The sequence below is a fragment of the Pseudomonas sp. B6001 genome (genome assembly GCF_013386015.1).
Classification (GTDB): domain Bacteria; phylum Pseudomonadota; class Gammaproteobacteria; order Pseudomonadales; family Pseudomonadaceae; genus Aquipseudomonas.
On the sequence record NZ_JACAOX010000014.1, the window covers coordinates 139,490 to 160,644 of the forward strand.

Sequence of the window (21,155 nt, forward strand, 5' to 3'; positions counted from 1 at the left end):
CCTGTGGTCTCAAGAGACGGGCATTTAGCCTTTTTTCTTGTAGGCCACGCAATCGATCTCAACCTTGCAATCGACCATCATGTTCGCCTGCACACACGCCCGTGCCGGAGCATGTTCCGGGTTGAAGTATTCGCCGAAGACTTTGTTGAAGCTCCAGAAGTCCCGTGGGTCTTCCAGCCATACACCGACGCGCACCACGTCTTCAAGGGCGTAGCCGGCTTCTTCGAGAATCGCCACCACGTTGCGCATGGTCTGGTGGGTCTGCTCGACGATCCCGCCCGTGATGATTTCACCGTCCACCGCCGGCACCTGGCCCGACACGTACAACCAGCCATCCGCTTCCACCGCGCGGGCGAAAGGACGAGGCTGGCCGCCGCCTGCAGTGGCGCCGGTGCCGTAACGAGTAATGCTCATAATGGATCTCCTGAAGTGATGATTTAAAAACGAATGTTCTTGAGAAATTCCGCCAGTCGCGGCGATTGCGGGCGTTCGAAGATGTCTTTCGGCGGCCCTTGTTCTTCAATGCGGCCCTGGTTCATGAAGACGATCTTGTCCGAGACTTCATAGGCAAAGCGCATTTCGTGGGTGACCAGCAACATGGTCATGCCCTCTTCCGCCAAACCCTTGATCACGCTGAGCACTTCGCCCACCAGTTCCGGGTCCAGGGCCGAGGTGACTTCGTCGAACAGCATCAGGCTCGGGTTCATCGCAATCGCCCGGGCAATCGCCACGCGCTGTTGCTGGCCGCCCGACAGTTGGCCCGGGAAGTGATTGCGGCGCTCCAGCAGGCCGACACGGTCCAGCCATTTTTCCGCCAGTGCAACCGCTTCGTCCTTGCCCATCTTCTTGACCTTGAGCAGGCCCAGGGTGACGTTCTGCAAGGCGGTCAGGTGCGGGAACAGGTTGAACTGCTGGAACGCCATGCCGGTCATCGCGCGGTGCTGGGAGATCACCCGCTCCGGGTGGCGCACGCGCTTGCCGCCGACCTCGCTGTAGCCGATGGACTCACCGTCGAGGGTGATCTGGCCGCCCTGGAATTCTTCCAGCAGGTTGACGCAGCGCAGCAGCGTGGTCTTGCCCGAGCCGCTGGAGCCGATCAACGTCACGACGTTGCCGCGCTGCATGCTCAGGTCGACGCCCTTGAGCACTTCCACCGGGCCGTACTGTTTACGCAGGCCGCGAATGTTCAGCAGTGGCTGGCTTTCTTTTGAGAGTTGGTTCATGGCAACGCCACCCGCTTTTCAATGTAACGCCCCAACAATTCGATGGCGTAGTTGATGACAAAAAACATAAAGCCTGCAAACAGGTAGAACTCCAGGGTCATGAACGTCCGGGCGATGACCTGTTGGGTGCTGAGGAGCAGCTCGGCCACACCGATCACCGACAGCAAGGTGGAAGCCTTGACGATTTCGGTGGACGAGTTGACCCAGGTCGGCAGGATCTGCCGCAGCGCCTGGGGTAACAGCACGTAGCCCAGGGATTGATAGAAGGTCAGGCCGATGGCCTTGCCCGCTTCCATTTGCCCCTTGGGAATGGCCTGCAATGCACCGCGCACGATTTCCGAAACGTGAGAGCCGCAGAACAGCGTCAGGCCCACGGCACCGGCCTGGAACGCAGTGATCTGCCAGCCAAGCGCCGGCAACATATAGAAGCACGCCAATACCAGCACAAACACCGGCGTACCGCGGATCAGGTCGACGTACAGGCGAAACGGTGCGCGCATCCAGAATTTGCCGTAGGTCAGTACCAAGCCGGCGACGATGCCGATCAGGGTGCCGAAGATAATGGCCAGGGCCGAGCAGTAGACGCTGGTCTGGAACCCCGCCCAGAGGGTTTCCCGGGCGATCCACAACTCATGCAGCCAGCTGGGGGATTCGTACATGGGCGCTCCTTAGCGGCGAATTGCCAAACGCTGTTCCAGGTAACGGAGCAGCATGGCAATGAGGTAACAGGCAGCCACGTAGAGCGCGGTCGTGACCATCCAGGTTTCAATCACCCGGTAGCTTTCGACGTTGATCTTGCGGGCGTAATAGGTCAGCTCCGGCACCGCGATGGCGGCCGCGAGGGAGGTGTCCTTGAACAGCGAGATAAAGTTGTTCGACAGCGCCGGCAGCACGTTGCGCAGCATCACCGGCACGGTGATGTACGCGCGGATACGCCATTCGCCCAGGCCAATGGCCAGGCCCGCTTCACGCAACCCCTTGGGAATGTTCAGCAGGCCTGCGCGGAAGACTTCGGTGAGGTAGGCACCGGCGTACAACGACAGGGTGATGATGAACGAAGGGATCTTGTCCAGCCGGATACCCAGGCTGGGCAAGGCGAAGTAGATCAACAGGATCAGCACCAGGATCGGGGTGTTGCGGATCACCGTCACATACACCGAGGCCACGATGCGCAGCGCACGGTGTTTGGACAGCATCGCAAACGCCATCAACAGGCCGATCACGCAACCGATGGCGATAGACAGCAGTGCCAGTTCAAGGCCGAGGCCGAGCCCCGCCAGCAAGCTGGGGAAATCGCGCCACACAGCGGCAAAGTTCAACTGATAGTTCATGGTCGGCAGTACCTGATTGGGGCGCCGTCAGCGACGCCCCAGGGTTTACGAATTACTTGAACTCAACCGGGAAACCGATCGCAGGCTCCGGCAGGTCCACACCGAACCATTGCTTGAACGAGGCCTTGTACATTGGGAATTCCACACCGGTCATGGCTTCATGCAGGGCGGTGTTGACGAAGTTCAGCCAGTCCTGGTCGCCACGCTTGACGGCGCACGCATAGGTTTGCGGGCTCCAGGCGTAGCTCGGGCTGCGGTAGCGGCCCGGGTTTTGCACCATCAGGTACTTGACCGAGGACTGGTCGGTGGCGGCGGTGTCGGCACGCCCGGAGTTCACGGCCTGGTACATCAGGTCGACGCTGTCGTACTGGTCGACCTTGGCTTTGGGCAATGCCTGGTGCACCAGCTCTTCGGCGTAGACGTTTTGCAGCACGGCCACGGTGACGCTGTCGCCGGCGGCCTGCAGGTCTTCGATTTCCTTGTACTTGCTGTTGGCCGGCAGCAGCAGGCCCACACCTTCGCGGTAGTACGGCAGGGTGAAGGCCACCTGCTGCGCACGGCTTGCCGTGACGGTGATGAACTGGCAGCTCATGTCGACCTTGTCGGTCAACAGGTTGGGAATGCGGGCATCGGAAGACTGCACCACGTATTCGACTTTGCTCGGGTCATTGAACAGACCCTTGGCCACGATGTGGCCGATGTCGATGTCAAAACCCTGCAACTTGCCATCCGCTCCCTGGAAGTGCCACGGCGCATTGGTACTGCCTGTACCCACGATCAGGTGCCCACGCTTGAGCACTGTATCGAGCTTGCTGTCCGCCGCCTGCACTACGCTGGCGAGGGAAGCCGATGCGGCGAAGAGAAAAACACACGCTTTGAACACGGAAGGTCGGTGATGCATGACAAGCACTCCAGGAGTTGTGTATTCCGCTATACCGGAACTTAGTATGTAACAACGGAATAGACAGCAGAAAGTGTGCCACACGCAGTAACATAAAATATTGCGGGATTAATTTCTTTTTAAATCAACGGGATAGATTTTTATCAGCGATAAGGCACTGGGCCAGCCGCTGCAATCAGATTGCTACCGTTGGCTACACACCGGGGTGACAGGCCACATTTGGGTGCGGGGGCGGGTCGTTACCGTGCACGAAAGCGGTGCGGTGGCCGGATGGAAGAATTCCGTGGCTGGGCTAGTCTTGGCAGATGATCGACCCTCCAAGGAACGCGTTCAGATGAAGATCAGTCTTGTCCTTATGTTGTTGTCGCTGGCGTTTGCCACCCAGGTGTTCGCCAAGGATGACCGGCGCGAATGCAAGGCCGAGCTGGTCAGGCTGAAGGCGGCGTTCAGTACGAACTACACCACGCAGAATCATCATGGGTATCGTCGGGCCAAGGATGCCAAGGATCAGGGTGACTATAAGCAGTGCGTGGGGTTGGCGAAGAAGGCTCGGGAGCGGGCGGAGCGCTGAAGGCTTTGGGGCTGCTGCGCAGCCCAGCGGGAGCAAGCTCCCTCGCCACAATGGGCCAGTTGGAGGTGGGTACCTGTTAGTTTTGACAGTAGACGGTTTTGATCGCCGGGATTAGCGTGGGCCAGGCCTATCGCTCAAGGAGATCATCATGGGAATTGCAACGGCGGTGATTGCCGATGCCGAGCAGTATCAGCAGTTGCTCAAGACGCATAGAACGGTGTTCATGCTGTTTGTTTCGCAGCACTGCCCGGCCTGCGGGGAAGCCGGGCCACTGTTTGAACGGATTGCCGGGAAATACGCCAGTTCCGTGAAGAGCCTGGTGCTCGACACTGCCCGAACCCCGAGGCATCCCGAGGTTACCGGCACGCCTACCCTGCTGGTTTTCCAGAATAGCAAGATGATCAATAAGCTGGAGGGGTTCGACGAAAAAACGCTGAGGGAGACGTTCGCCAGGACCAGAATCAGTCCTCCAACATCAACCGCGCCGTCCCCGAAACCCGAATCGAGGCACCCTTCTCATCGGTGATCTGCGCCTGCAGGCGCGAACGGCTGCCCATGTCCTCGCCTTGAATGATGTCGATGCGCCCGTTGTGCGGCCAGCCCAGGTCCCGCAGGTAGCCGGCAAAGGCAGCGGTCGCGGCACCTGTGGCCGGGTCTTCGTACACGCCGCCCACCGCAAACGGGTTGCGGGTGTGGAACAGCGTCGGGCTTTCGGCAAACACCAGCACCACGGTGCCCAAACCGGCGTCGGTCATGTAGCGGCGACCGGCTTCCAGTTCATAGTGCATCTGGCTGAGTTTGGCGCGGCTGTCGAGCGCCAGCACCAGGTGGGAAATGCCGGCATGGATGATCGCCGGCGGAATGCTCGGGTCCAGGTCATTGCGGGTGTAACCGAACAGGGTCAGGCCCGCGTCCACCAGGGCATCGTTGGCCGGTGCGCTGCGGGTTGGCGGGGATTGCAGCGCGGCCTCGATCAGGTCGCCTTCGCTGCGACCGCTGACCGAGATATCGCCATTGTTCAACGCCAGGTGGAATTCGCCATCGCCCAGCGCCAGGCTCAAGGCCGCACCGAGGGCGATGGTGGCATGCCCGCAAAACGCAACTTCGGACTCCGGCGCGAAGTACCGCACGCGCCAGCCGTCATCCTGCGGGCAGGCAAATACGGTTTCCGAAAACCCGACTTCGTGGGCGATACGCTGCATTTCTACAGCTTCCGGCAGGCTGTCACCGATCCAAACACCTGCAGGGTTACCGCCCTGGTTGCCGTCACAGAATGCAGAAATCTTAAGCACGTCCAAAGTCATTCGGGTAACCCTTCCTTAACGGTTCAGTGAGCGGCGATGCTATCCAAAGGCCAGCCCAGCGTCGAATGAAATTCACCCGTTAAAGAGGGGCCAGCAACACCTGCGTGACCCGCCGCTCCTCCACCGCCGCCACGGTCAGGCGCCAGCCTTCATGTTCCAGGCTGTCACCGACCACCGGCAGTCGATCCAGCAGGCTCATCACCAGCCCGGCCAGGGTCTGGTAATCCTCCGTCGCCACAGCCTTGAAGCCGGTGCGCTGGCGGATCAGGTTGAGGTTCAAGGCGCCATTGACGCGAAAACCACCCTCCTCTTCGATGATATCCGGGCCTTCGACCTCACTCGCATCCGGCAACTCACCGGCGATGGACTCGAGGATGTCGGTCATGCTCAACACCCCGATAAAGTCGCCAAATTCGTTGATCACGAAGGCAATGTGAGTCGACTCCTGACGCATCTGCTCCAAGGCATTGAGAATCGAAAAACTCTCCAGCAAGTTGACCGCCCGGCGCGCCAGGTGCTCCAGGTTCGGCTCGTTACCGGCCAGGTATTCCTTGAGCAACTCCTTCTTGTGCACAAAGCCCAATGGCTCGTCGACATTACCGTTGCGGATCAAGGGCAGGCGCGAGTAAGACGAATGCATCAGTTTCAGGCGGATAGTGTCGGGATCGTCCGACAGATCTATAGAGTCCACCTTCGCCCGAGGCGTCATCAGCGTACGGATCGGGCGTTCAGCCAGTTGCAGCACGCCACTGATCATCACCCGCTCGCGCCGGTCGAACAGCGGCCCGCCGTTGGCATCAGGGTTATCCAGCAGGTCGGCGACCTCTTCACCCACCTCCTCCACTGCCAGATTCCGCCCGCCGAGCAAACGCATCACCGCGTGGGCCGTACGCTCACGCCTCGGCAGCGTGCCCTGGGCCGACTTCTTGCGGCGCGACCGGGCGATCTGGTTGAACAGCTCGATCAGGATCGAGAAGCCGATGGCCGCGTACAGATAGCCTTTGGGAATGTGGAAGCCCAGGCCTTCGGCCGTCAGGGCAAAACCGATCATCATCAGGAAGCCCAGGCACAGCATGATCACCGTCGGGTGGGCGTTGACGAAACGGGTCAGCGGCTTGCTGGCAACGATCATCAGGCCGATGGAAATGATCACCGCGATCATCATCACCGCCAGCTCATCCACCATGCCCACGGCGGTAATCACCGCATCGAGGGAGAACACCGCATCCAGCACCACAATCTGCGCAACGATCGGCCAGAACATCGCATAGGCCACGTTGCCAGTGCGCTGAGCCACATGCCCCTCAAGGCGCTCATGCAATTCCATGGTGGCCTTGAACAACAGGAACACACCACCAAACAGCATGATCAAGTCACGGCCCGAGAAACTCTTGTCGAACACCTCGAACAGCGGTTGGGTCAGGGTCACCAACCAGGAAATACTTGCCAACAGGCCCAGACGCATCAGCAACGCCAGGGACAAACCGATCAGACGCGCACGGTCACGCTGCTCCGGCGGCAGCTTGTCCGCCAGGATCGCGATAAACACCAGGTTGTCGATGCCCAGCACCAGCTCCAGCACAATCAAAGTCAACAGGCCGAGCCAGGCCGTTGGATCCGCTAACCATTCCATTTTTCAGTATCTCTTCAAGTTTTTCAGAATGCCGGGCACGGCAACGCACGGTCGAGGGACCGGGTAAGGGTAGGCAATCGGAAGACGGGGTGCCTGGCCTGGAGGCAGGCGATCAGCGGGAACAGCGACAGTGCATGTCTTGAGGAAAGACGACTGGGAGGCTCCGAGAGGGTGTTCATGTAGGTCCTGTTGTGGGAAAAGGACTTGAATCGTACAGGCGAAACAGGGATTTCCTACAACGCAAAACTATTACAAGATCTGTAACTGCTTCAGAACGGCCCCTTCGTCATCACCCGCTCATCTATAAAGCTACGCAACATCGCAATACGCTGCGTATAGGCCTGGGTCAGGCAACTGACCTGGGCCCCGCACGTATGGCGTTTTTTTAGCCAGGCAGCCTGATCATCCATCAACGAACCACGTCCGCCCATAGCCATGAAGTGCCGGTTCAGGTCATAAAGCAGCGCCATCGTCACGTCCTGATCATTAAGCGAACGCGTGGCACAGATGGTTTTCTCGTCAGGCGCCTTCGCCCGGTCACAGTCAAAACTGGCCGCCAGGCTTGCAGGGCTGAGCCACAACACAGAAAACCCGGCGAGCACTGCGAATACCGCCGGTTTAATCAAACGAACTGCCATGAAAATTACCTCCTACAGAGGGCTACGCGCCACACCCTGCCCAAACCGATAAATCGCCAGGCAATACCCAATCAACGCCACCGCTGCCAGCAACCCGCCCGCCGCGCCGATCCAGGCAAAACCAAAGTGGCTGCCCACCCAACTGCCCATCAACGCCCCACCGCCAATACCGATGTTGTAGATCCCGGAAAACATCGCCATCGCCACATCCGTGGCATCCGGCGCCAGCACCAGCACCTTCGATTGCAACGCCAGGCCAAAACCCATGATGGCCATGCCCCAGAACACACTCAGGGTCACCAGGTACGACACCTCGCCACTCAACGGCAGCAACAACGCCAGGCACAGCGCCAGTATGGTCACCGCGCTGATCAGGAACCGGTGCGGATTAAAGCGATGCACCAGGCTGAACAACAACGAACCAATAATCCCCGCGCCGCCAAACACCAGCAGGATCAGGGTCACCGTATTGCCACTCATACCGGCAACACCTTCAACAAACGGCTCAACATAACTGTAGGCAGTGAACTGCGCCGTCACCACCATCGCCGTCAGCACATACAACGCCACCAGCGCCGGGCGCTTGAACAGCAGCGGCAGGCTGCGCAACGAGCCGGAGTTCTGGCTCGGCAGCAGCGGCAAGGTGCGCGCCAGCCAGAACACCAGCCCAGCGGCAAACGCGCCGATCACCAGGAAGGTGGTGCGCCAGCCCATGGCTTCGCCCAGCAAGCGGCCGAGCGGGATACCCAGAACCATCGCCAGGGAAGTACCGGTAGCCAGCAACCCAAGGGCCTGCACCTGCTTGCCCTCCGGCGCCAAACGCACCGCGAGGGAGGCGGTAATCGACCAGAACAACGCATGGGACAGGGCAATGCCGACCCGGCTGAGCATCAGGATGCCAAAGCTGGTGGCCACGCTGGACAGGATATGGCTGGCGATAAACATGCCGAACAGCACGATCAGCAGCTTGCGCCGCTCGACGTTACGGGTCAGCAGCATCACCGGCAGCGAGGTCAGGGACACGATCCAGGCATAGATGGTCAGCATCAGGCCGACGCTGGCGATGGGCATGTCGAAGCTCGCGCCGATGGCACTCAGCAGGCCGACCGGTACAAATTCGGTGGTATTGAAAACGAAAGCGGCCAACGCGAGAGCGAAGACCGGTTGCCAGTTGGCTTGAGGTGTTGCGGCGGAAATGCTCATTGACAGGTCGTCGTACTCGTTTGCGCGCAGATCAAGCCGGCCCGATGCCGGGCCTTGAGCCGCGCGCAAAAAATAGTAACACGACGATTCAGGGATCGACTTGCCCCATCAGCTCGGGAATCGACTCAGGACGCTTGGCATAGCGCTGGGCCAGCGCCGCGCAGACCATCAACTGGATCTGGTGAAACAGCATCAGCGGCAAGATCAGCACCCCCATGCTCGCCCCGGCAAACAACACCTGGGCCATCGGCACACCGGTGGCCAGGCTTTTCTTCGAGCCGCAGAACAGGATGGTGATCCGGTCTTCCTGGCTGAAGCCAAAAGCCTTGCCCAGCACCGTGGACGCCACCAGTACCAGCGCCAGCAACACACAGCACGCCACCACCAGGCCACCCAGTTCCCACAACGGAATCTGGTGCCAGATGCCTTCGTTGACCGCTTCGCTGAAGGCGCCGTAGACCACCAGCAAAATCGACCCCTGGTCGACGAACTTCAGCCAGGATTTGTTACGCCCTACCCACTCGCCGATCCAGCGACGGGCGATTTGCCCGGCGATGAACGGTAGCAACAATTGAACACTGATTTTCAGGATCGCATCGACGGTGGAGCCGCCATCGCCATGCACATTCAGCAGCAACGTCACCAGCAATGGCGTCAGGAAGATCCCGAACAGGCTCGACGCCGCCGCGCTGCAAATCGCCGCCGGGATATTGCCCCGGGCCAGCGAGGTAAAGGCAATCGCCGACTGCACGGTGGCGGGCAACGCACACAAATAGAGCATGCCCATGTACAGGTCTTTACCGATCAGCGGCGACAACACCGGCTTGAGCGCCAGGCCCAGCAACGGAAACAGCACGAAGGTCAGGCTGAACACCAGCAGGTGCAGGCGCCAATGACCCGCACCGGCAACAATGGCCTGGCGCGACAGTTTCGCGCCGTGCAGGAAAAACAGCAGCGCGATGGCCAGGTTGGTCACCCAGCCAAAGGCCACGGCGGTCTGGCCGCTGGCGGGCAGCAGGGACGCGAGGATCACCGTGGCCACCAGGGTCAGGGTGAAGTTGTCAGGTAAAAAGCGTGGGCGGGTCATAGGCCAATCTTCCAGGGGTTGCCAAGAGCATCGTCGCGACTCTAACGTAACGGCTTGTTACCGACTAACGCCAATGAGCCAGTAAATGCCGCCAAAAGGACATGACAAAACCGTGCGCCGCAGCGTGCCCGGGCTTTCCAGCCTGCCCAGGCCGGTGTATGGCCGCACCGAATCCCTGCCCAACCGCGCGCTGACCCGCCGCCATAGTCACCCGTGGGTGCAGTTGTCCTACGCAATATCCGGGGTGCTGGAGATCCAGACCAGCGTAGGACGCTTCGTCGCGCCACCCCAGCGGGCCGTGTGGATACCGGCCGGCATGCCACACCGGGTGTTCAGTTCGCCCCATACCGAGATGCGCAGCCTGTACCTCGATTGCAGCGTCACCGCCTGGGCGGCCGACCGCTGCCAGGTGCTGGCGGTGAGCAGCCTGTTGCGCGAGTTGATTCGCAGCTTCAGCGAATTGCCGGTGGAATACGCCGAGGATGGCCCGGATGGACGGCTGGCCCAAGTGGTGCTGGACCAACTGGCCGCCGCGCCCCAGGTCGACCTGATGTTGCCGCTGCCGGCCGACGGCCGCTTGCGGCAGATTTACCGCAGCCTGAACCTGCACCCGGAGCAGCAAACCACCCTGGGGCAGTGGAGCCAGAAACTGGCGGTCAGCGAGAAAACCCTCAGCCGGCTGTTCCTGAGCGACACCGGCCTGACCTTCCGCGCATGGCGCCAGCGCCTGCGATTGTTGAGCGCCCTACCCGCCCTGGAACAAGGCGAACGCGTGACCGATGTGGCGCTGGCCTGCGGCTACGAATCCACCTCGGCCTTCATAAACGCCTTCCGCCAGCAGTTCGACGCCACACCCGGTGAGTTCTTCCGCTGACCATCAGACAAAGAAGCTCCAGAGCGAAAACTGGGTTTCCTATGGGAACTCGCCCCCCCCTGTGGAAACTCGGTCCCCTGTTGAACAGTTAAACCTCGCTCACTCCCCCGCCTTGGCCAACACCGCCTGCAACAACACATCCGCCCCCGCCGTCGACCACTGCGGATGAATCTCCTCCGCCTCGTTATGGCTCAGCCCATCCACACACGGCACAAAAATCATCGCCGTCGGCGCCACCCGGTTCAGGTAGCAGGCATCATGCCCGGCCCCGGAAATCATGTCGCGATGGCTATACCCCAACGCTTGCGCCGAAGCCCGCACCACCTCCACACACTCAGGGTCGAAGGCAATCGGCGCGTACTGGAAAATCTGCTTCACGCTGTGCTGCAAACCAATCCCCTCGGCAATCCGCGCCACTGCCGCATGCAGCTGCTGATCCTGATACCCCAGCACCGCTTCATCCGGGTGCCGAAACTCGACACTGAAAAACACCCGCCCCGGCACCACGTTGCGTGAATTGGGGAAGATATTCGCCATGCCCACCGTCGCCCGCCCTTCGGCGCCCTGTTCCAGGCCGATCTGGTTCACCGCCTCCACCACCCGGGCAAACCCGAGCAACGCATCCAGCCGGTGATCCATCGGCGTCGTCCCGGCATGGGCGCTGCGCCCGCTCAGTTCCACTTCATACCAGCGCTGGCCCTGGGCGCCGGTGACCACACCGATGGTCAGGCCCTGTGCCTCAAGAATCGGCCCCTGTTCGATATGCAGCTCAAACGCCGCATGCACCGCCTGGCCACCCACCGGATGCGCACCGGCATAGCCAATCTGCTGCAATGCCTGGCCGATGGTGATCCCGGCCTTGTCTTCCCGGGACAGGCCGTACTCCAGGTCAAACACCCCGGCATACACCCCAGAGGAAATCATCGCAGGGGCAAACCGCGAGCCTTCTTCGTTGGTCCAGTTCACCACTTCGATTGGCCGCTCGGTCTCGATCCCCAGGTCATTCAAGGTGCGCAGCACCTCCAGCCCGGCCAGCACGCCGTAGATACCGTCGTACTTGCCGCCCGCCGGCTGGGAATCGCCATGGGAACCGGTCAGCACCGGGGCCAGGTGATCCTGGCGCCCGGCGCGACGGGCAAAGATATTGCCCATGGCATCCACCCGAATGCTGCAACCGGCCGCCTCGCACCATTGCACAAACAGGTCGCGACCGCGGCGGTCCTCATCCGTGAGGGCCAGGCGCGAGACGCCGCCCTTTTCGGTGCCGCCGATCTGCGCCATTTCCATCAGCGAGCCCCACAGGCGCTCGCCATTGACCCGCGCCAAGTCGTTCATGAACGCGGCTCCTGGGGTTTGGCCCGGTAGCGGAAGTCACAGTGATGGGCACCGCCCATGATGGTCTGGGTGCGGGTCAGCTTGATGTCCGGGTTGTAGCCGACGATAAACAGTTCGTCGCGGTTGCAGGACAGCAAGTGACCGATCTCGCCCAGGCCCATCTCGTGATACATCTCGGCATAGCGGCAGCGCTTCACGTCATAGTCGTAGTGCTCGGCGTCGCTGGCGATGATCTCGACCTTCAGCGCATCGTCCTTTTCCCAGAGCACTTGCAGCTCGACAAAGCTCTTGAGGTCGGCGCCCTGCTCTTCCAGCTCGGCAAAGTGCTTGCCGGCCTGGATCGCTGCATTGCCCACCGCCTCGCCGATCACCGCCGCCGCAAAGTCCTTGCCCTGCTCGCGCACCAGGATCTCGTAGATCGGCTTGATGATTTCGGCTTCGATCCGCCGCCGGGCCAGGATGCCCAGTTCACCTTCCAGCTTGCTCATTGTGTGCCTCCGTCAGCTCCACAGAATTCGTTTACTTGCCGCCCGCCACACTCACTGGCTGCCACTGATTGCCCTTGACCTGATACACGGTGAACGACGGCTTCTTCAGGTTGCCCTCGGCATCAAACGCAATGGTCCCGGTCACGCCCTGGTAGCTGATGGCGCGCAGCACCGGCAGGTACTTTTGCGGGTCCACCGAGTCGGCCTTCTCGATCGCCGCCACCAACACCCCGACACCGTCATAGGCAAACGGCGCGTGCAGTTCGATCGGCGCCTTGTAGCGATCCTTGTAAGCCTGCTCGAACGCCTTGCCACCCGGCATCTGCGCCACCGCCAGGCCCGGCTCCAGGGCAATCACGCCCTCGCCTTCGTTCTGCGCCAGTTGCAGGAAGGTCTGGCTGACAAACCCACCGGCCCCCATCAGCGGTGCCTTGATACCCAGTTGCTTGATACGCCTGGCCAAAGGCGCGGCCTGGGAATCGACGCCACCAAAGAAAATCAGGTCCGGGTTCTGGCTGCGGATATTGGTCAGCACTGCGCTGAAATCGATGGTCTTGTCGTCGACGTATTCACGAGACACCACCTTGGCGCCACCGGCCTCGATGGATTTGACGAACTGGTCCGCCAGGCCCTGGCCGAATGCGGTGCGGTCGTCGATCACCGCAATGCGCCGGGCCTTGAGGGTGTTCAAAGCATAGTCGCCGGCCACCTGGCCGCCATCGTCGTCATGGCCCATGATCCGGAAGCTGGTGTCGAAGCCCTGCTGGGTATACGCGTGCCCGGTAGCAACCGGGGCGACTTGCGCGATACCTGCATCGTGATAAACCCGCGCCGCCGGAATGCTGGTGCCGGTGTTCCAGTGGCCAACCACGCCCACCACGCCTTCGTCCACCAGGCGCTGGGCCACGGTGACGGCGGTGCGCGGGTCGGACTGGTCGTCCTCGGACAGCAGCTTGAAGGTCACCGCCTCACCGTTGATTCTCGGGTGCTTGCCGTTGGCCGCGTCGATGGCCAGTTGCGCGCCGTTTTCCAGGTCCTTGCCGATCCGCGCCGACGGGCCGGTCAACGGCCCGGCCAGGCCGATCAATACGGTCTGGTCGGCCTGGGCCATGGCACTCGCCAGGCTGCTCAGGGCCAGGCCGATCACTAGGGTGTGCTTGAAAGTCTTCATCAGTGGTTCCTGTTTCTTTACGGGCTGGTCGGAACACGCCGGGCGTCCGGTAGCGTCAGGGTTGATTCATTCACCGAGGTAGGCACTGCGCACCTCGGGGTGGTCGAGCAATTCATGGGACGGGCCAGTGAGGCTGATGCGCCCGGTGTCCATCACATAGGCACGGTCGGTGACCTGCAGCGCGAGCCGGGCGTTCTGCTCTACCAGCAGCAGGGTCATGCCCTGGCGGCACACGTCGTCGATCACCTGGAAGATCTTCTCCACCATGATCGGCGCCAGGCCCATGGACGGTTCGTCCAGCACCAGCAAGCGCGGCTTGGAGAGCAGCGCCCGGGCCAGCGCGAGCATCTGTTGCTCGCCACCGGAGAGCAGGCCGGCGGACTGCTGCAGGCGCTCCTCCAGACGCGGGAAGTGCTCGAACAACTGGCGGATCTCGCGGTTCACCTGCTCGGTGTCACGACGCAGGAAGGCCCCGGCCTGGAGGTTTTCCAGGACGCTCATGCGCGCAAAGATCCCGCGCCCTTCCGGTACCATCGCAATGCCCTGGCGCAGCAATTGGTCCGGCGCCTGGCCGAGGATCGAACGCCCGGCGAAGTGAATCTGCCCCGCCGCTGCCGGCAGCAATCCGGTCAGGGCCTTGAGGCTGGAGGTCTTGCCGGCACCGTTGGCGCCGATCAACGTCACTCGCTCGCCTTCGCCGATGTGTAAATCCAGGGACTTGACCGCTTCGATGGCGCCGTAGCGCACCTGCAAGCCGTCGACTTTCAATAAAGGTTCAGACATGGGCGCTGGCTCCCAGATAGGCCTGGATCACCGCCGGGTCGTGGCGCACCTCGGCAGGCGCGCCCACGGCGATCACCTGGCCGTAATCGAGCACGCTGATGCGGTCGCACACCCCCATCACCAGCTTCACGTCGTGCTCGATCAGCAGCAGCGTGTGGCCGTCGTCGCGGATCTTTTCCAGCAGGCCGCGCAGTTGCACTTTCTCGGCAGCGTTCATCCCGGCGGCCGGCTCGTCGAGGGCCAGCAAACGTGGTTCAGTGGCCAGGGCCCGGGCGATTTCCAGTCGGCGTTGATGGCCGTAGGACAGGCTGTCGGCGCGGTAATTGGCGAACCCCGCCAGCCCGACATACGCCAACAGGCGATGGGCATGGGCGCGGGTTTGCGCTTCTTCTTCCCGGGCTCGACGATGGCGACTCAAGGCGGCCCACACGCCATTGCGGGTGCGCACATGGCGGCCGACCATGACGTTTTCCAACGCGCTCATGGTGTTGAACAGGCGGATATTCTGGAAGGTCCGGGCGATGCCGGCCTGGGCCACCTGGTGCACGCTGGCCGGCTTGTAGTCCTCGCCGTCGAGCTGGAAGCGCCCGGAATCCGGGGTATACAGGCCGGTCATCACGTTGAAGAAGGTGGTTTTACCGGCGCCATTGGGGCCGATCAAGCCATAGATCTCCCCAGGCTGGATGCTCAGGCTCACGTCGGTGAGCGCCGCCACGCCGCCGAAGCGCTTGTTCACCTGGTCAATCTGCAACAGCGGCTGATTCATCGCGCCACTCCTTTTGGCCACAGGCCTGCCGGTCGATAGAGCATCGCCAGGATCAGCGCGAGCCCGTAGAACAACTGACGAATGATTTCCGGGTCCACCAGCACCTGGCCGAACAGCGCCTGCTGCAACGGGCCCATGCTCGCGCGCAAGGCTTCGGGCAACGCCGCCAGCAATACGCAGCCGAAAATCACCCCGGGGATATGGCCCATGCCGCCGAGCACCACCATCGCCAGCACCGCGATGGACTCATTGAGAGTGAAGGACTCCGGCGAGACAAAGCCCTGGAACGAGGCAAACAACGCCCCGCTCACGCCGCCAAACCCGGCACCGATGGCGAACGCCAACAGCTTCAAGCGCAGGGTGTTGACGCCCATGGCCTGGGCCGCTTCCTCATCTTCACGAATCGCCACCCAGGCCCGCCCGATGCGCGAACGCTCCAGGCGAATGCAGGCAAACAGGATCAGCACCACCAGCGCGGCGAACAGGTAGTAGTACAGATAGACCGAAGGCAGGCGCAGGCCGAACAGCTCCTGGGTGCGCCCGAGGTTGATCCCCAGCAGGTTGACCGGGTCGACCTGGGAAATACCTTTGGGCCCGTTGGTGATGTTCACCGGGCGATCCAGATTGCGCAGCAGGATGCGGATGATTTCACCAAAGCCCAGGGTCACGATGGCCAGGTAATCGCCGCGCAGGCGCAAGGTCGGTGCGCCCAACAACACGCCAAAGCCCGCTGCCAGCAACGCGGCCAAGGGCAGGATCAACCAGATCGAGGTGTGCATGCCCGCCGGCAGCAGCGCCATCAGCGCCGGGAATTGCTGCAACAGATGCGGCGATGACAGCAATGCGGCGAGGTACGCGCCCACTGCGTAGAACGCGATAAAACCCATGTCCAGCAGCCCGGCGTAACCCACGACGATGTTCAGGCCCAGGGCCAACATGATGTACAGCAAAGCGAAATCGAGGGTACGCACCCAGGTATTGCCACCGGCATGCCCGACAATCCACGGCGCCAGCACCAGCGCCACGGCGAACAATACAAGGCCGAAGCTGGCGCGCTGGCGGGAGGTATTCAGGACACTCATGCGCGGGTCGCCAGTCGTTCGCCCAACAGCCCCGAAGGACGAAACACCAGCACCGCGATCAACACGATAAAGGCAAACACATCCTGGTAATTGCTGCCGAACACACCCTGGGTGGCAGCGCCCAGGTAGCCGGTACCCAGGGCCTCGATCAACCCCAGCAGCAGGCCGCCAAGCATCGCGCCCTTGAGGTTGCCGATGCCGCCCAATACGGCTGCGGTGAACGCCTTGATGCCCGGCAGGAAACCCATGTAGAAGTGCGCGCTGCCGTAGTTGCTCGCCATCATGATTCCGGCCAATGCCGCCAGGGCGCCGCCAATGGCAAAGGTCAGCACGATGATGCGATTCGGGTTGATGCCCATCAGGCTCGCCACCTGCGGGTTCTCGGCCACGGCGCGCATGGCCCGACCAAAGCGTGTGCGTTCCACCAGCACCAGCAGCGCGACCATTACCGACAGTGCGACGGCAATGGTGGTCAGGGCGGTAGCGTTGGTGATCGCCGGATGCGCCGAAGCGCCCGCGAGCACTTCAATCGGTTCCAGCGGCAGCAGTTGCGGGAACATCTGCGGGTTACGCGTCCACACCAACATGGCGACGGTTTGCAGCAACAACGACACCCCGATGCCGCTGATCAATGGCGCCAGGCGCGGCGCATTGCGCAGGCGCCGATAAGCGACCCGCTCAATCAGCACCGCGAGTACCGCGCAGAACGCCATGGCAATCACAGTGGCTGCCAGCAGCACCAGCACCGACGGCATCGCCGGCCATGTCACCTGCAACAGGCGAATCACCGAGAGGCCCACCAAAGCGCCAATCATCAACACATCGCCATGGGCAAAGTTGATGATCCGCAAAATGCCGTAGACCATGGTGTAACCCAAGGCCACTAGCGCGTAGAGACTGCCCGTCATCAAACCATTGAGCAGCTGCTGGATAAACGCATCCATGGAAACCATCGACCTCACTACTGACGAGGGCGGCACACTAAGCATCTATTCTGTTTTTATCAAATATCAGAAATTCATATGGTTATGCCAAACGCATAAAGCGCTATAACCGCCATAAATACGGCATTTATGGCTCTTTATTTGCCATCTCACTTAGTATTTAATTCAACACATGAATAATTTAGAACAGTTAGCCAATGACCCGCCGTTGCGTGCCGTGCGCACCTTCGAAGCGTTTGCCCGCCACGGCGGAGTGAATTCCGCCGCCCGCGAGCTGGACGTGTCGCCCTCCGCCGTCAGCCATCAATTGCACCTGCTGGAAAGCTTTCTGCAGCAACCGCTGACCTTACGCCAGGGCCGCAACCTGGTGCTCACCGAAGAAGGCCGCGAGTACTACCGCGCAATTCGCTCGGCCTTCGCCGTACTGCGCAGCGCCACCGAACACGTGCGGGAAAAAAGCGCCACACGCCAGGTCACCATCAGCCTGATCCCGCTGTTCGGCATCAACCTGTTCATCCCGCGCCTGGCACAGTTCCTCAAGGACCACCCGGCGCTGGACATCAACGTCACCTACGCCAACCACCGCAGCTACCCCAGCGACGCTGCCGATTTATCGATCCGCTTCGGCACCGGGCACTGGCCGGGGTACCACAGCGAGCCGCTGATTTCCGGGGCGGTGACGCCGTATTGCAGCCGCGCATTCCTGGAGCAACACGGGCCGATCGACACACCTGAGGCGCTGAGTGAATTACCTCTGTTGCACGACGAAGAACGCGGCACCTGGAGCCAATGGTTCCAGGCCGCCGACGTGCATCACGGGACCGCGTTGAATGGTTTGCTGCTGGAGGATGGTCAGTTGGCGCTGACGGCCACGCTGACCGGATTGGGCTGCTCACTGCTGCGCGCGCCACTGGTTGCGCCGCATGTGGCAAATGGGGAGTTGGTGAAGCTGTTTGATCTACAGGTCGATGATGGCCGCCAGTACTACCTGTGCCGGCGGGCCAACAGCGAGTTGTCGAGCGAGGGGAATCACTTGTACGACTGGATCAAGAACAACCTTGCGGGGAATTGAAAACACCGCAGATCCAATGTGGGGGCGGGCTTGCTCGCGAATGCGGCGGTTCAGCCAGCACATGTCTCGACTGACCCACCGCATTCGCGAGCAAGCCCGCTCCCACATTTTTGTGTGCGTTTCAATTCAGAATGGAGTCAGCTGCCGTTCCCGCCATGCGCCTCTTCAAAGAAGTAATCCTTCCAGCTCCCCGCCTTGTTCTTCAACACCCCCAACTCCTGCAATTTCTCGGCATAGATATAGGTACGCTGCGGCACGATGGTGAAGTCGATTTCCGGGTCCTGGACGATTTTCTCCACCAGCGCCAGCGGTAGCTTCGACTGCTCTACACGAATGTAAGCCTGGGCCGCTGCCGGCTTGTCGGCCTTGATGATTTTCTCGGCCTCGGCCAACGCGTCATAGAACGCCTTGTAGGTCTTGGGGTTCTCGTCGTGGAATTTCTCGGTGGTGTACAGCACATTGAACGTCGCCGGGCCGCCGAGAATGTCGTAGGAACTCAGCACCTTGTGCACCTTGGGATTCAACAACTCCTGGTACTGGAACGGCGGGCTGGAAAAATGCGCGTTGATCTCCGAACCGCCGGCAATCAACGCGGCGGTCGCGTCCGGGTGCGCCAGGCTGATGGAGATATCGTCGAACTTCTTGTAGTTGTCGTTCCCGAACTGCTTGGCGGTTTCAATCTGCAAGGTACGCGACTGGAAACCCACGCCCGCGGCCGGTACGGCGATGCGGTCTTTTTCGCTGAAGTCCTTGAGGGTCTTCACATCCGGGTTATTGGTCAGCAGGTAATTGGGCATCGAGCCCAGCGAGGCGATGGCCTTGACGTTCTGCTTGCCCTTGGTGCGGTCCCACAGCGTCAGCATCGGCGGCACACCCGCCGACACCACGTCCAGCGCGCCGGCCAGCAGCGACTCGTTCATCGCGGTGGCGCCGGAGATACTGTTCCACTCCACCTTGATGTCCAGGCCCTGCTCCTTGCCGTGTTTCTCGATCAGGTTCTGGTCACGAACCACGTCGAGGATCAAGTAGCCGATGCCGAATTGCTGGGCGATGCTGATCTTGCCTTCGGCGTGTGCACCAAGGCTGAGGAGCGCACTGGCTGCTGCCAGGAGCGTCAGGGTGGGTCGTTTTATTATCATGAGAACGCTGCCGCGAGTTTGAGAAGGGTTGCGAGCGTAGCGGCCCACGTACAGTGCGAAAAAGAATATCGCGATCTATGGATATACGAAAAACACTGCCCACCGGCGCTGCTATATTGCGCGCCTGTGCCTGATGTCATCCCCGGAGCCACTCTGCATGCTGCGCACCAACCTCAACGAGATGCTGATCTTCATGGCGGTGGTCGATGGCGCCAGCTTCGTCGCCGGTGGCCAGGCGATGGGCCTGACGCGCTCGGCCGCCGGCAAAGCCGTGGCGCGCCTGGAGGACAGCCTTGGTGTGCGCCTGTTGAACCGCACCACCCGCACCTTGAGCCTCACCGACGAAGGCCGCGCGCTGTATGACCAGGGTCTGGAGATCCTCGCCGCAGTGGACAACGCCCAAAGCCGCATCGGCCAGCCCACCGGGGTACCGCGCGGTTTATTGCGGCTTACAGTGCCCGATGCGTTCGGGCGCAAGGTGTTGCTGCCGTTGTTGAAGAAATACCTGCACGCCTGGCCCGAGGTGCAGGTGGAAGTCAGTTTCAGCGACCGCACCGCCGATATCGTCGAGGACGGCTTCGACCTGGCCATCCGCATCGGCAGCGCCAACACCGACCGCCAACTGGTTTCCCGGGTGGTCGCTCGTTATCAGGCGCTGCTGTGCGCCGCACCGGACTATCTCGCCGAGCACGGCATGCCCCGGGACATGGACGCCCTCGCCCACCACGACTGCCTGTATTTCAGCAGCCGCACGCGCAAGCAAAGCTGGCGCTTTCGCGAAGCGGACGGCACCTGGGTCAAGGCGTACGGGCGCAGCCGCCTGCGCCTGGACAGCGGCGAAGCACTGCGCGACGCTGCCGTGTCCGGGCTGGGCATCGCCTTGCTGCCGGACTTCGTGGTGGCCGAGGACCTGGCTGCCGGGCGCCTGGTACAGGTGCTGCCCGACCTGGACGCCGGAGACGTGGAGATCCTGGCGATGTACCCGAGCAAACGCTTCCTGGAGCCTCGGGTACGGCGCTTTATCGACCTGATGGTGGATGAGCTGGCGGACTGATCACCGTAACAAGGGCATTGGCGAATGGACGTCCCCACTGAGGCGACCAAAAACTACCCGCCCACGCCCTTCGGCTGGTATCGTGCCGCCCTTGAAAAAACCGCTGCGAGGAAATGGACCTTGAACACTGACGAAAAAATGACCGGGGACCTGTTCGAGGTGGACAAACGCCTGTCACTCAAGCCCGTGGTGGACTTCAACAACTACCTGCGCAGCGCTTTCGGCGATGGCCCCTGCACCTGCATCCGCTGCGTCGCCAGCGAAGGCAACGAGGCCGGTTACGAGTTTCAGCACACCTTCGATTTCGACGGCAAAAAAACCCACCGCCGCTTCGCCTCCACCGCCGGCAGCGACGTGCTGCTGATACTGAAGAAAGCCTGGTTGTCTTACACCAAGGCCGAGCTGCCGTTGAGCGGCGCGCTGGGGCTGGACACGGTGAAAGAGTTTGTCGAGCCGCAATTGCACAAGCGCGTGGCACCGCTGTTGCTGGCCAGTGGGTTGGTCAAGGATATGGAAGGTGAATGGCGGATGCAGCCGCAGGCCGCCTGATCCGCCC

Annotated in this window: 24 protein-coding genes; 6 read left to right on the forward strand and 18 right to left on the reverse strand. The window is 61.5% G+C overall.

Annotated elements, in window-relative coordinates; genetic code table 11:
• Nucleotides 1-24 precede the first annotated feature (24 nt).
• Genes HX821_RS15800 through HX821_RS15820 form a run of 5 tightly spaced genes read right to left on the reverse strand, consistent with a single transcriptional unit; the run spans nucleotide 25 to nucleotide 3,455 of the window.
• Nucleotides 25-414, reverse strand: a complete 390-nt coding sequence (locus tag HX821_RS15800) for a RidA family protein (RefSeq protein WP_003208000.1) — start codon at nucleotides 412-414, stop codon at nucleotides 25-27.
• Nucleotides 415-437: 23 nt separating this feature from the next.
• Complete coding sequence (locus HX821_RS15805; protein ID WP_003207998.1) at nucleotides 438-1,223, reverse strand: amino acid ABC transporter ATP-binding protein; 786 nt, start codon at nucleotides 1,221-1,223, stop codon at nucleotides 438-440.
• On the reverse strand, nucleotides 1,220-1,882 hold the full coding sequence (locus HX821_RS15810) for an amino acid ABC transporter permease (protein ID WP_177036020.1): 663 nt from the start codon (nucleotides 1,880-1,882) through the stop codon (nucleotides 1,220-1,222). Before HX821_RS15810 ends, HX821_RS15805 begins: the two co-directional genes overlap by 4 nt.
• A 9-nt stretch (nucleotides 1,883-1,891) precedes the next feature.
• The gene (locus HX821_RS15815; protein ID WP_003207993.1) at nucleotides 1,892-2,554 is read right to left on the reverse strand and encodes an amino acid ABC transporter permease; all 663 of its coding nucleotides are present in this window, start codon (nucleotides 2,552-2,554) and stop codon (nucleotides 1,892-1,894) included.
• A gap of 52 nt (nucleotides 2,555-2,606) precedes the next feature.
• Nucleotides 2,607-3,455 carry a transporter substrate-binding domain-containing protein gene (locus HX821_RS15820; protein ID WP_003207992.1) on the reverse strand — a complete coding sequence of 283 codons (849 nt, stop codon included), beginning with the start codon at nucleotides 3,453-3,455 and terminating at the stop codon, nucleotides 2,607-2,609.
• Nucleotides 3,456-3,789: 334 nt separating this feature from the next.
• Between HX821_RS15820 and HX821_RS15825 the strand changes: the two genes are divergently transcribed.
• Together HX821_RS15825 and HX821_RS15830 are read left to right on the forward strand one after the other, a co-directional pair.
• Nucleotides 3,790-4,026, forward strand: a complete 237-nt coding sequence (locus HX821_RS15825; RefSeq protein WP_003207990.1) for a hypothetical protein — start codon at nucleotides 3,790-3,792, stop codon at nucleotides 4,024-4,026.
• A gap of 148 nt (nucleotides 4,027-4,174) precedes the next feature.
• Nucleotides 4,175-4,552 (forward strand): co-chaperone YbbN, encoded by a 378-nt coding sequence (locus HX821_RS15830; protein ID WP_177036021.1) that lies wholly within the window; start codon nucleotides 4,175-4,177, stop codon nucleotides 4,550-4,552.
• Here HX821_RS15830 and HX821_RS15835 read toward each other — a convergent pair.
• From HX821_RS15835 to HX821_RS15855, 5 genes are all read right to left on the reverse strand, one after another.
• Nucleotides 4,488-5,330, reverse strand: coding sequence for a PhzF family phenazine biosynthesis protein (locus tag HX821_RS15835; RefSeq protein WP_087694193.1), 843 nt, complete (start codon nucleotides 5,328-5,330; stop codon nucleotides 4,488-4,490). The two genes, HX821_RS15830 and HX821_RS15835, sit on opposite strands and share 65 nt — an antisense overlap.
• Before the next feature lie 79 nt (nucleotides 5,331-5,409).
• Nucleotides 5,410-6,963 (reverse strand): TerC family protein, encoded by a 1,554-nt coding sequence (locus tag HX821_RS15840; RefSeq protein WP_177036022.1) that lies wholly within the window; start codon nucleotides 6,961-6,963, stop codon nucleotides 5,410-5,412.
• Nucleotides 6,964-7,232: 269 nt separating this feature from the next.
• Complete coding sequence (locus tag HX821_RS15845) at nucleotides 7,233-7,601, reverse strand: lysozyme inhibitor LprI family protein (RefSeq protein ID WP_177036023.1); 369 nt, start codon at nucleotides 7,599-7,601, stop codon at nucleotides 7,233-7,235.
• Nucleotides 7,602-7,613: 12 nt separating this feature from the next.
• Nucleotides 7,614-8,804, reverse strand: coding sequence for a sugar transporter (locus HX821_RS15850; protein ID WP_003207980.1), 1,191 nt, complete (start codon nucleotides 8,802-8,804; stop codon nucleotides 7,614-7,616).
• 88 nt (nucleotides 8,805-8,892) lie between these two features.
• Nucleotides 8,893-9,891, reverse strand: a complete 999-nt coding sequence (locus tag HX821_RS15855; RefSeq protein WP_087694198.1) for a bile acid:sodium symporter family protein — start codon at nucleotides 9,889-9,891, stop codon at nucleotides 8,893-8,895.
• An 85-nt stretch (nucleotides 9,892-9,976) separates the two neighbouring features.
• Here HX821_RS15855 and HX821_RS15860 point away from each other — a divergent pair, with 85 nt between their 5' ends.
• Nucleotides 9,977-10,765 (forward strand): helix-turn-helix domain-containing protein, encoded by a 789-nt coding sequence (locus HX821_RS15860; RefSeq protein ID WP_102605897.1) that lies wholly within the window; start codon nucleotides 9,977-9,979, stop codon nucleotides 10,763-10,765.
• Nucleotides 10,766-10,864: 99 nt separating this feature from the next.
• On the opposite strand, the gene HX821_RS15865 is transcribed toward HX821_RS15860, so the two are convergent.
• The 7 genes from HX821_RS15865 to HX821_RS15895 form a co-directional block, all read right to left on the reverse strand.
• Complete coding sequence (locus tag HX821_RS15865; RefSeq protein ID WP_177022742.1) at nucleotides 10,865-12,100, reverse strand: Zn-dependent hydrolase; 1,236 nt, start codon at nucleotides 12,098-12,100, stop codon at nucleotides 10,865-10,867.
• Nucleotides 12,097-12,588 carry an L-2-amino-thiazoline-4-carboxylic acid hydrolase gene (locus HX821_RS15870; RefSeq protein ID WP_010173377.1) on the reverse strand — a complete coding sequence of 164 codons (492 nt, stop codon included), beginning with the start codon at nucleotides 12,586-12,588 and terminating at the stop codon, nucleotides 12,097-12,099. The genes HX821_RS15865 and HX821_RS15870 overlap by 4 nt, the downstream gene beginning before the upstream one ends.
• Before the next feature lie 31 nt (nucleotides 12,589-12,619).
• Nucleotides 12,620-13,759, reverse strand: coding sequence for a branched-chain amino acid ABC transporter substrate-binding protein (locus HX821_RS15875; protein WP_177036024.1), 1,140 nt, complete (start codon nucleotides 13,757-13,759; stop codon nucleotides 12,620-12,622).
• A 66-nt stretch (nucleotides 13,760-13,825) separates the two neighbouring features.
• Nucleotides 13,826-14,542: an ABC transporter ATP-binding protein gene (locus HX821_RS15880; RefSeq protein ID WP_008436935.1), complete on the reverse strand. Its 717-nt coding sequence runs from the start codon at nucleotides 14,540-14,542 to the stop codon at nucleotides 13,826-13,828.
• Nucleotides 14,535-15,308, reverse strand: coding sequence for an ABC transporter ATP-binding protein (locus tag HX821_RS15885; RefSeq protein WP_177008269.1), 774 nt, complete (start codon nucleotides 15,306-15,308; stop codon nucleotides 14,535-14,537). The genes HX821_RS15880 and HX821_RS15885 overlap by 8 nt, the downstream gene beginning before the upstream one ends.
• Nucleotides 15,305-16,390 carry an ABC transporter ATP-binding protein gene (locus HX821_RS15890; RefSeq protein WP_177036025.1) on the reverse strand — a complete coding sequence of 362 codons (1,086 nt, stop codon included), beginning with the start codon at nucleotides 16,388-16,390 and terminating at the stop codon, nucleotides 15,305-15,307. The genes HX821_RS15885 and HX821_RS15890 overlap by 4 nt, the downstream gene beginning before the upstream one ends.
• Nucleotides 16,387-17,334: a branched-chain amino acid ABC transporter permease gene (locus tag HX821_RS15895; RefSeq protein WP_177036026.1), complete on the reverse strand. Its 948-nt coding sequence runs from the start codon at nucleotides 17,332-17,334 to the stop codon at nucleotides 16,387-16,389. The genes HX821_RS15890 and HX821_RS15895 overlap by 4 nt, the downstream gene beginning before the upstream one ends.
• Nucleotides 17,335-17,506: 172 nt before the next feature.
• Here HX821_RS15895 and HX821_RS15900 point away from each other — a divergent pair, with 172 nt between their 5' ends.
• Entirely contained in the window at nucleotides 17,507-18,406 is a 900-nt protein-coding gene (locus HX821_RS15900) for a LysR substrate-binding domain-containing protein (protein WP_087694204.1), read from the forward strand.
• 137 nt (nucleotides 18,407-18,543) lie between these two features.
• Here the strand turns inward: HX821_RS15900 and HX821_RS15905 are convergent, their stop codons facing one another.
• Nucleotides 18,544-19,545, reverse strand: a complete 1,002-nt coding sequence (locus HX821_RS15905) for an ABC transporter substrate-binding protein (protein WP_003207959.1) — start codon at nucleotides 19,543-19,545, stop codon at nucleotides 18,544-18,546.
• A 157-nt stretch (nucleotides 19,546-19,702) separates the two neighbouring features.
• Here HX821_RS15905 and HX821_RS15910 point away from each other — a divergent pair, with 157 nt between their 5' ends.
• Together HX821_RS15910 and HX821_RS15915 are read left to right on the forward strand one after the other, a co-directional pair.
• Entirely contained in the window at nucleotides 19,703-20,599 is an 897-nt protein-coding gene (locus tag HX821_RS15910) for a LysR family transcriptional regulator (protein ID WP_177019458.1), read from the forward strand.
• A 120-nt stretch (nucleotides 20,600-20,719) separates the two neighbouring features.
• Entirely contained in the window at nucleotides 20,720-21,148 is a 429-nt protein-coding gene (locus HX821_RS15915) for a hypothetical protein (RefSeq protein WP_177022738.1), read from the forward strand.
• Nucleotides 21,149-21,155: the final 7 nt, after the last annotated feature.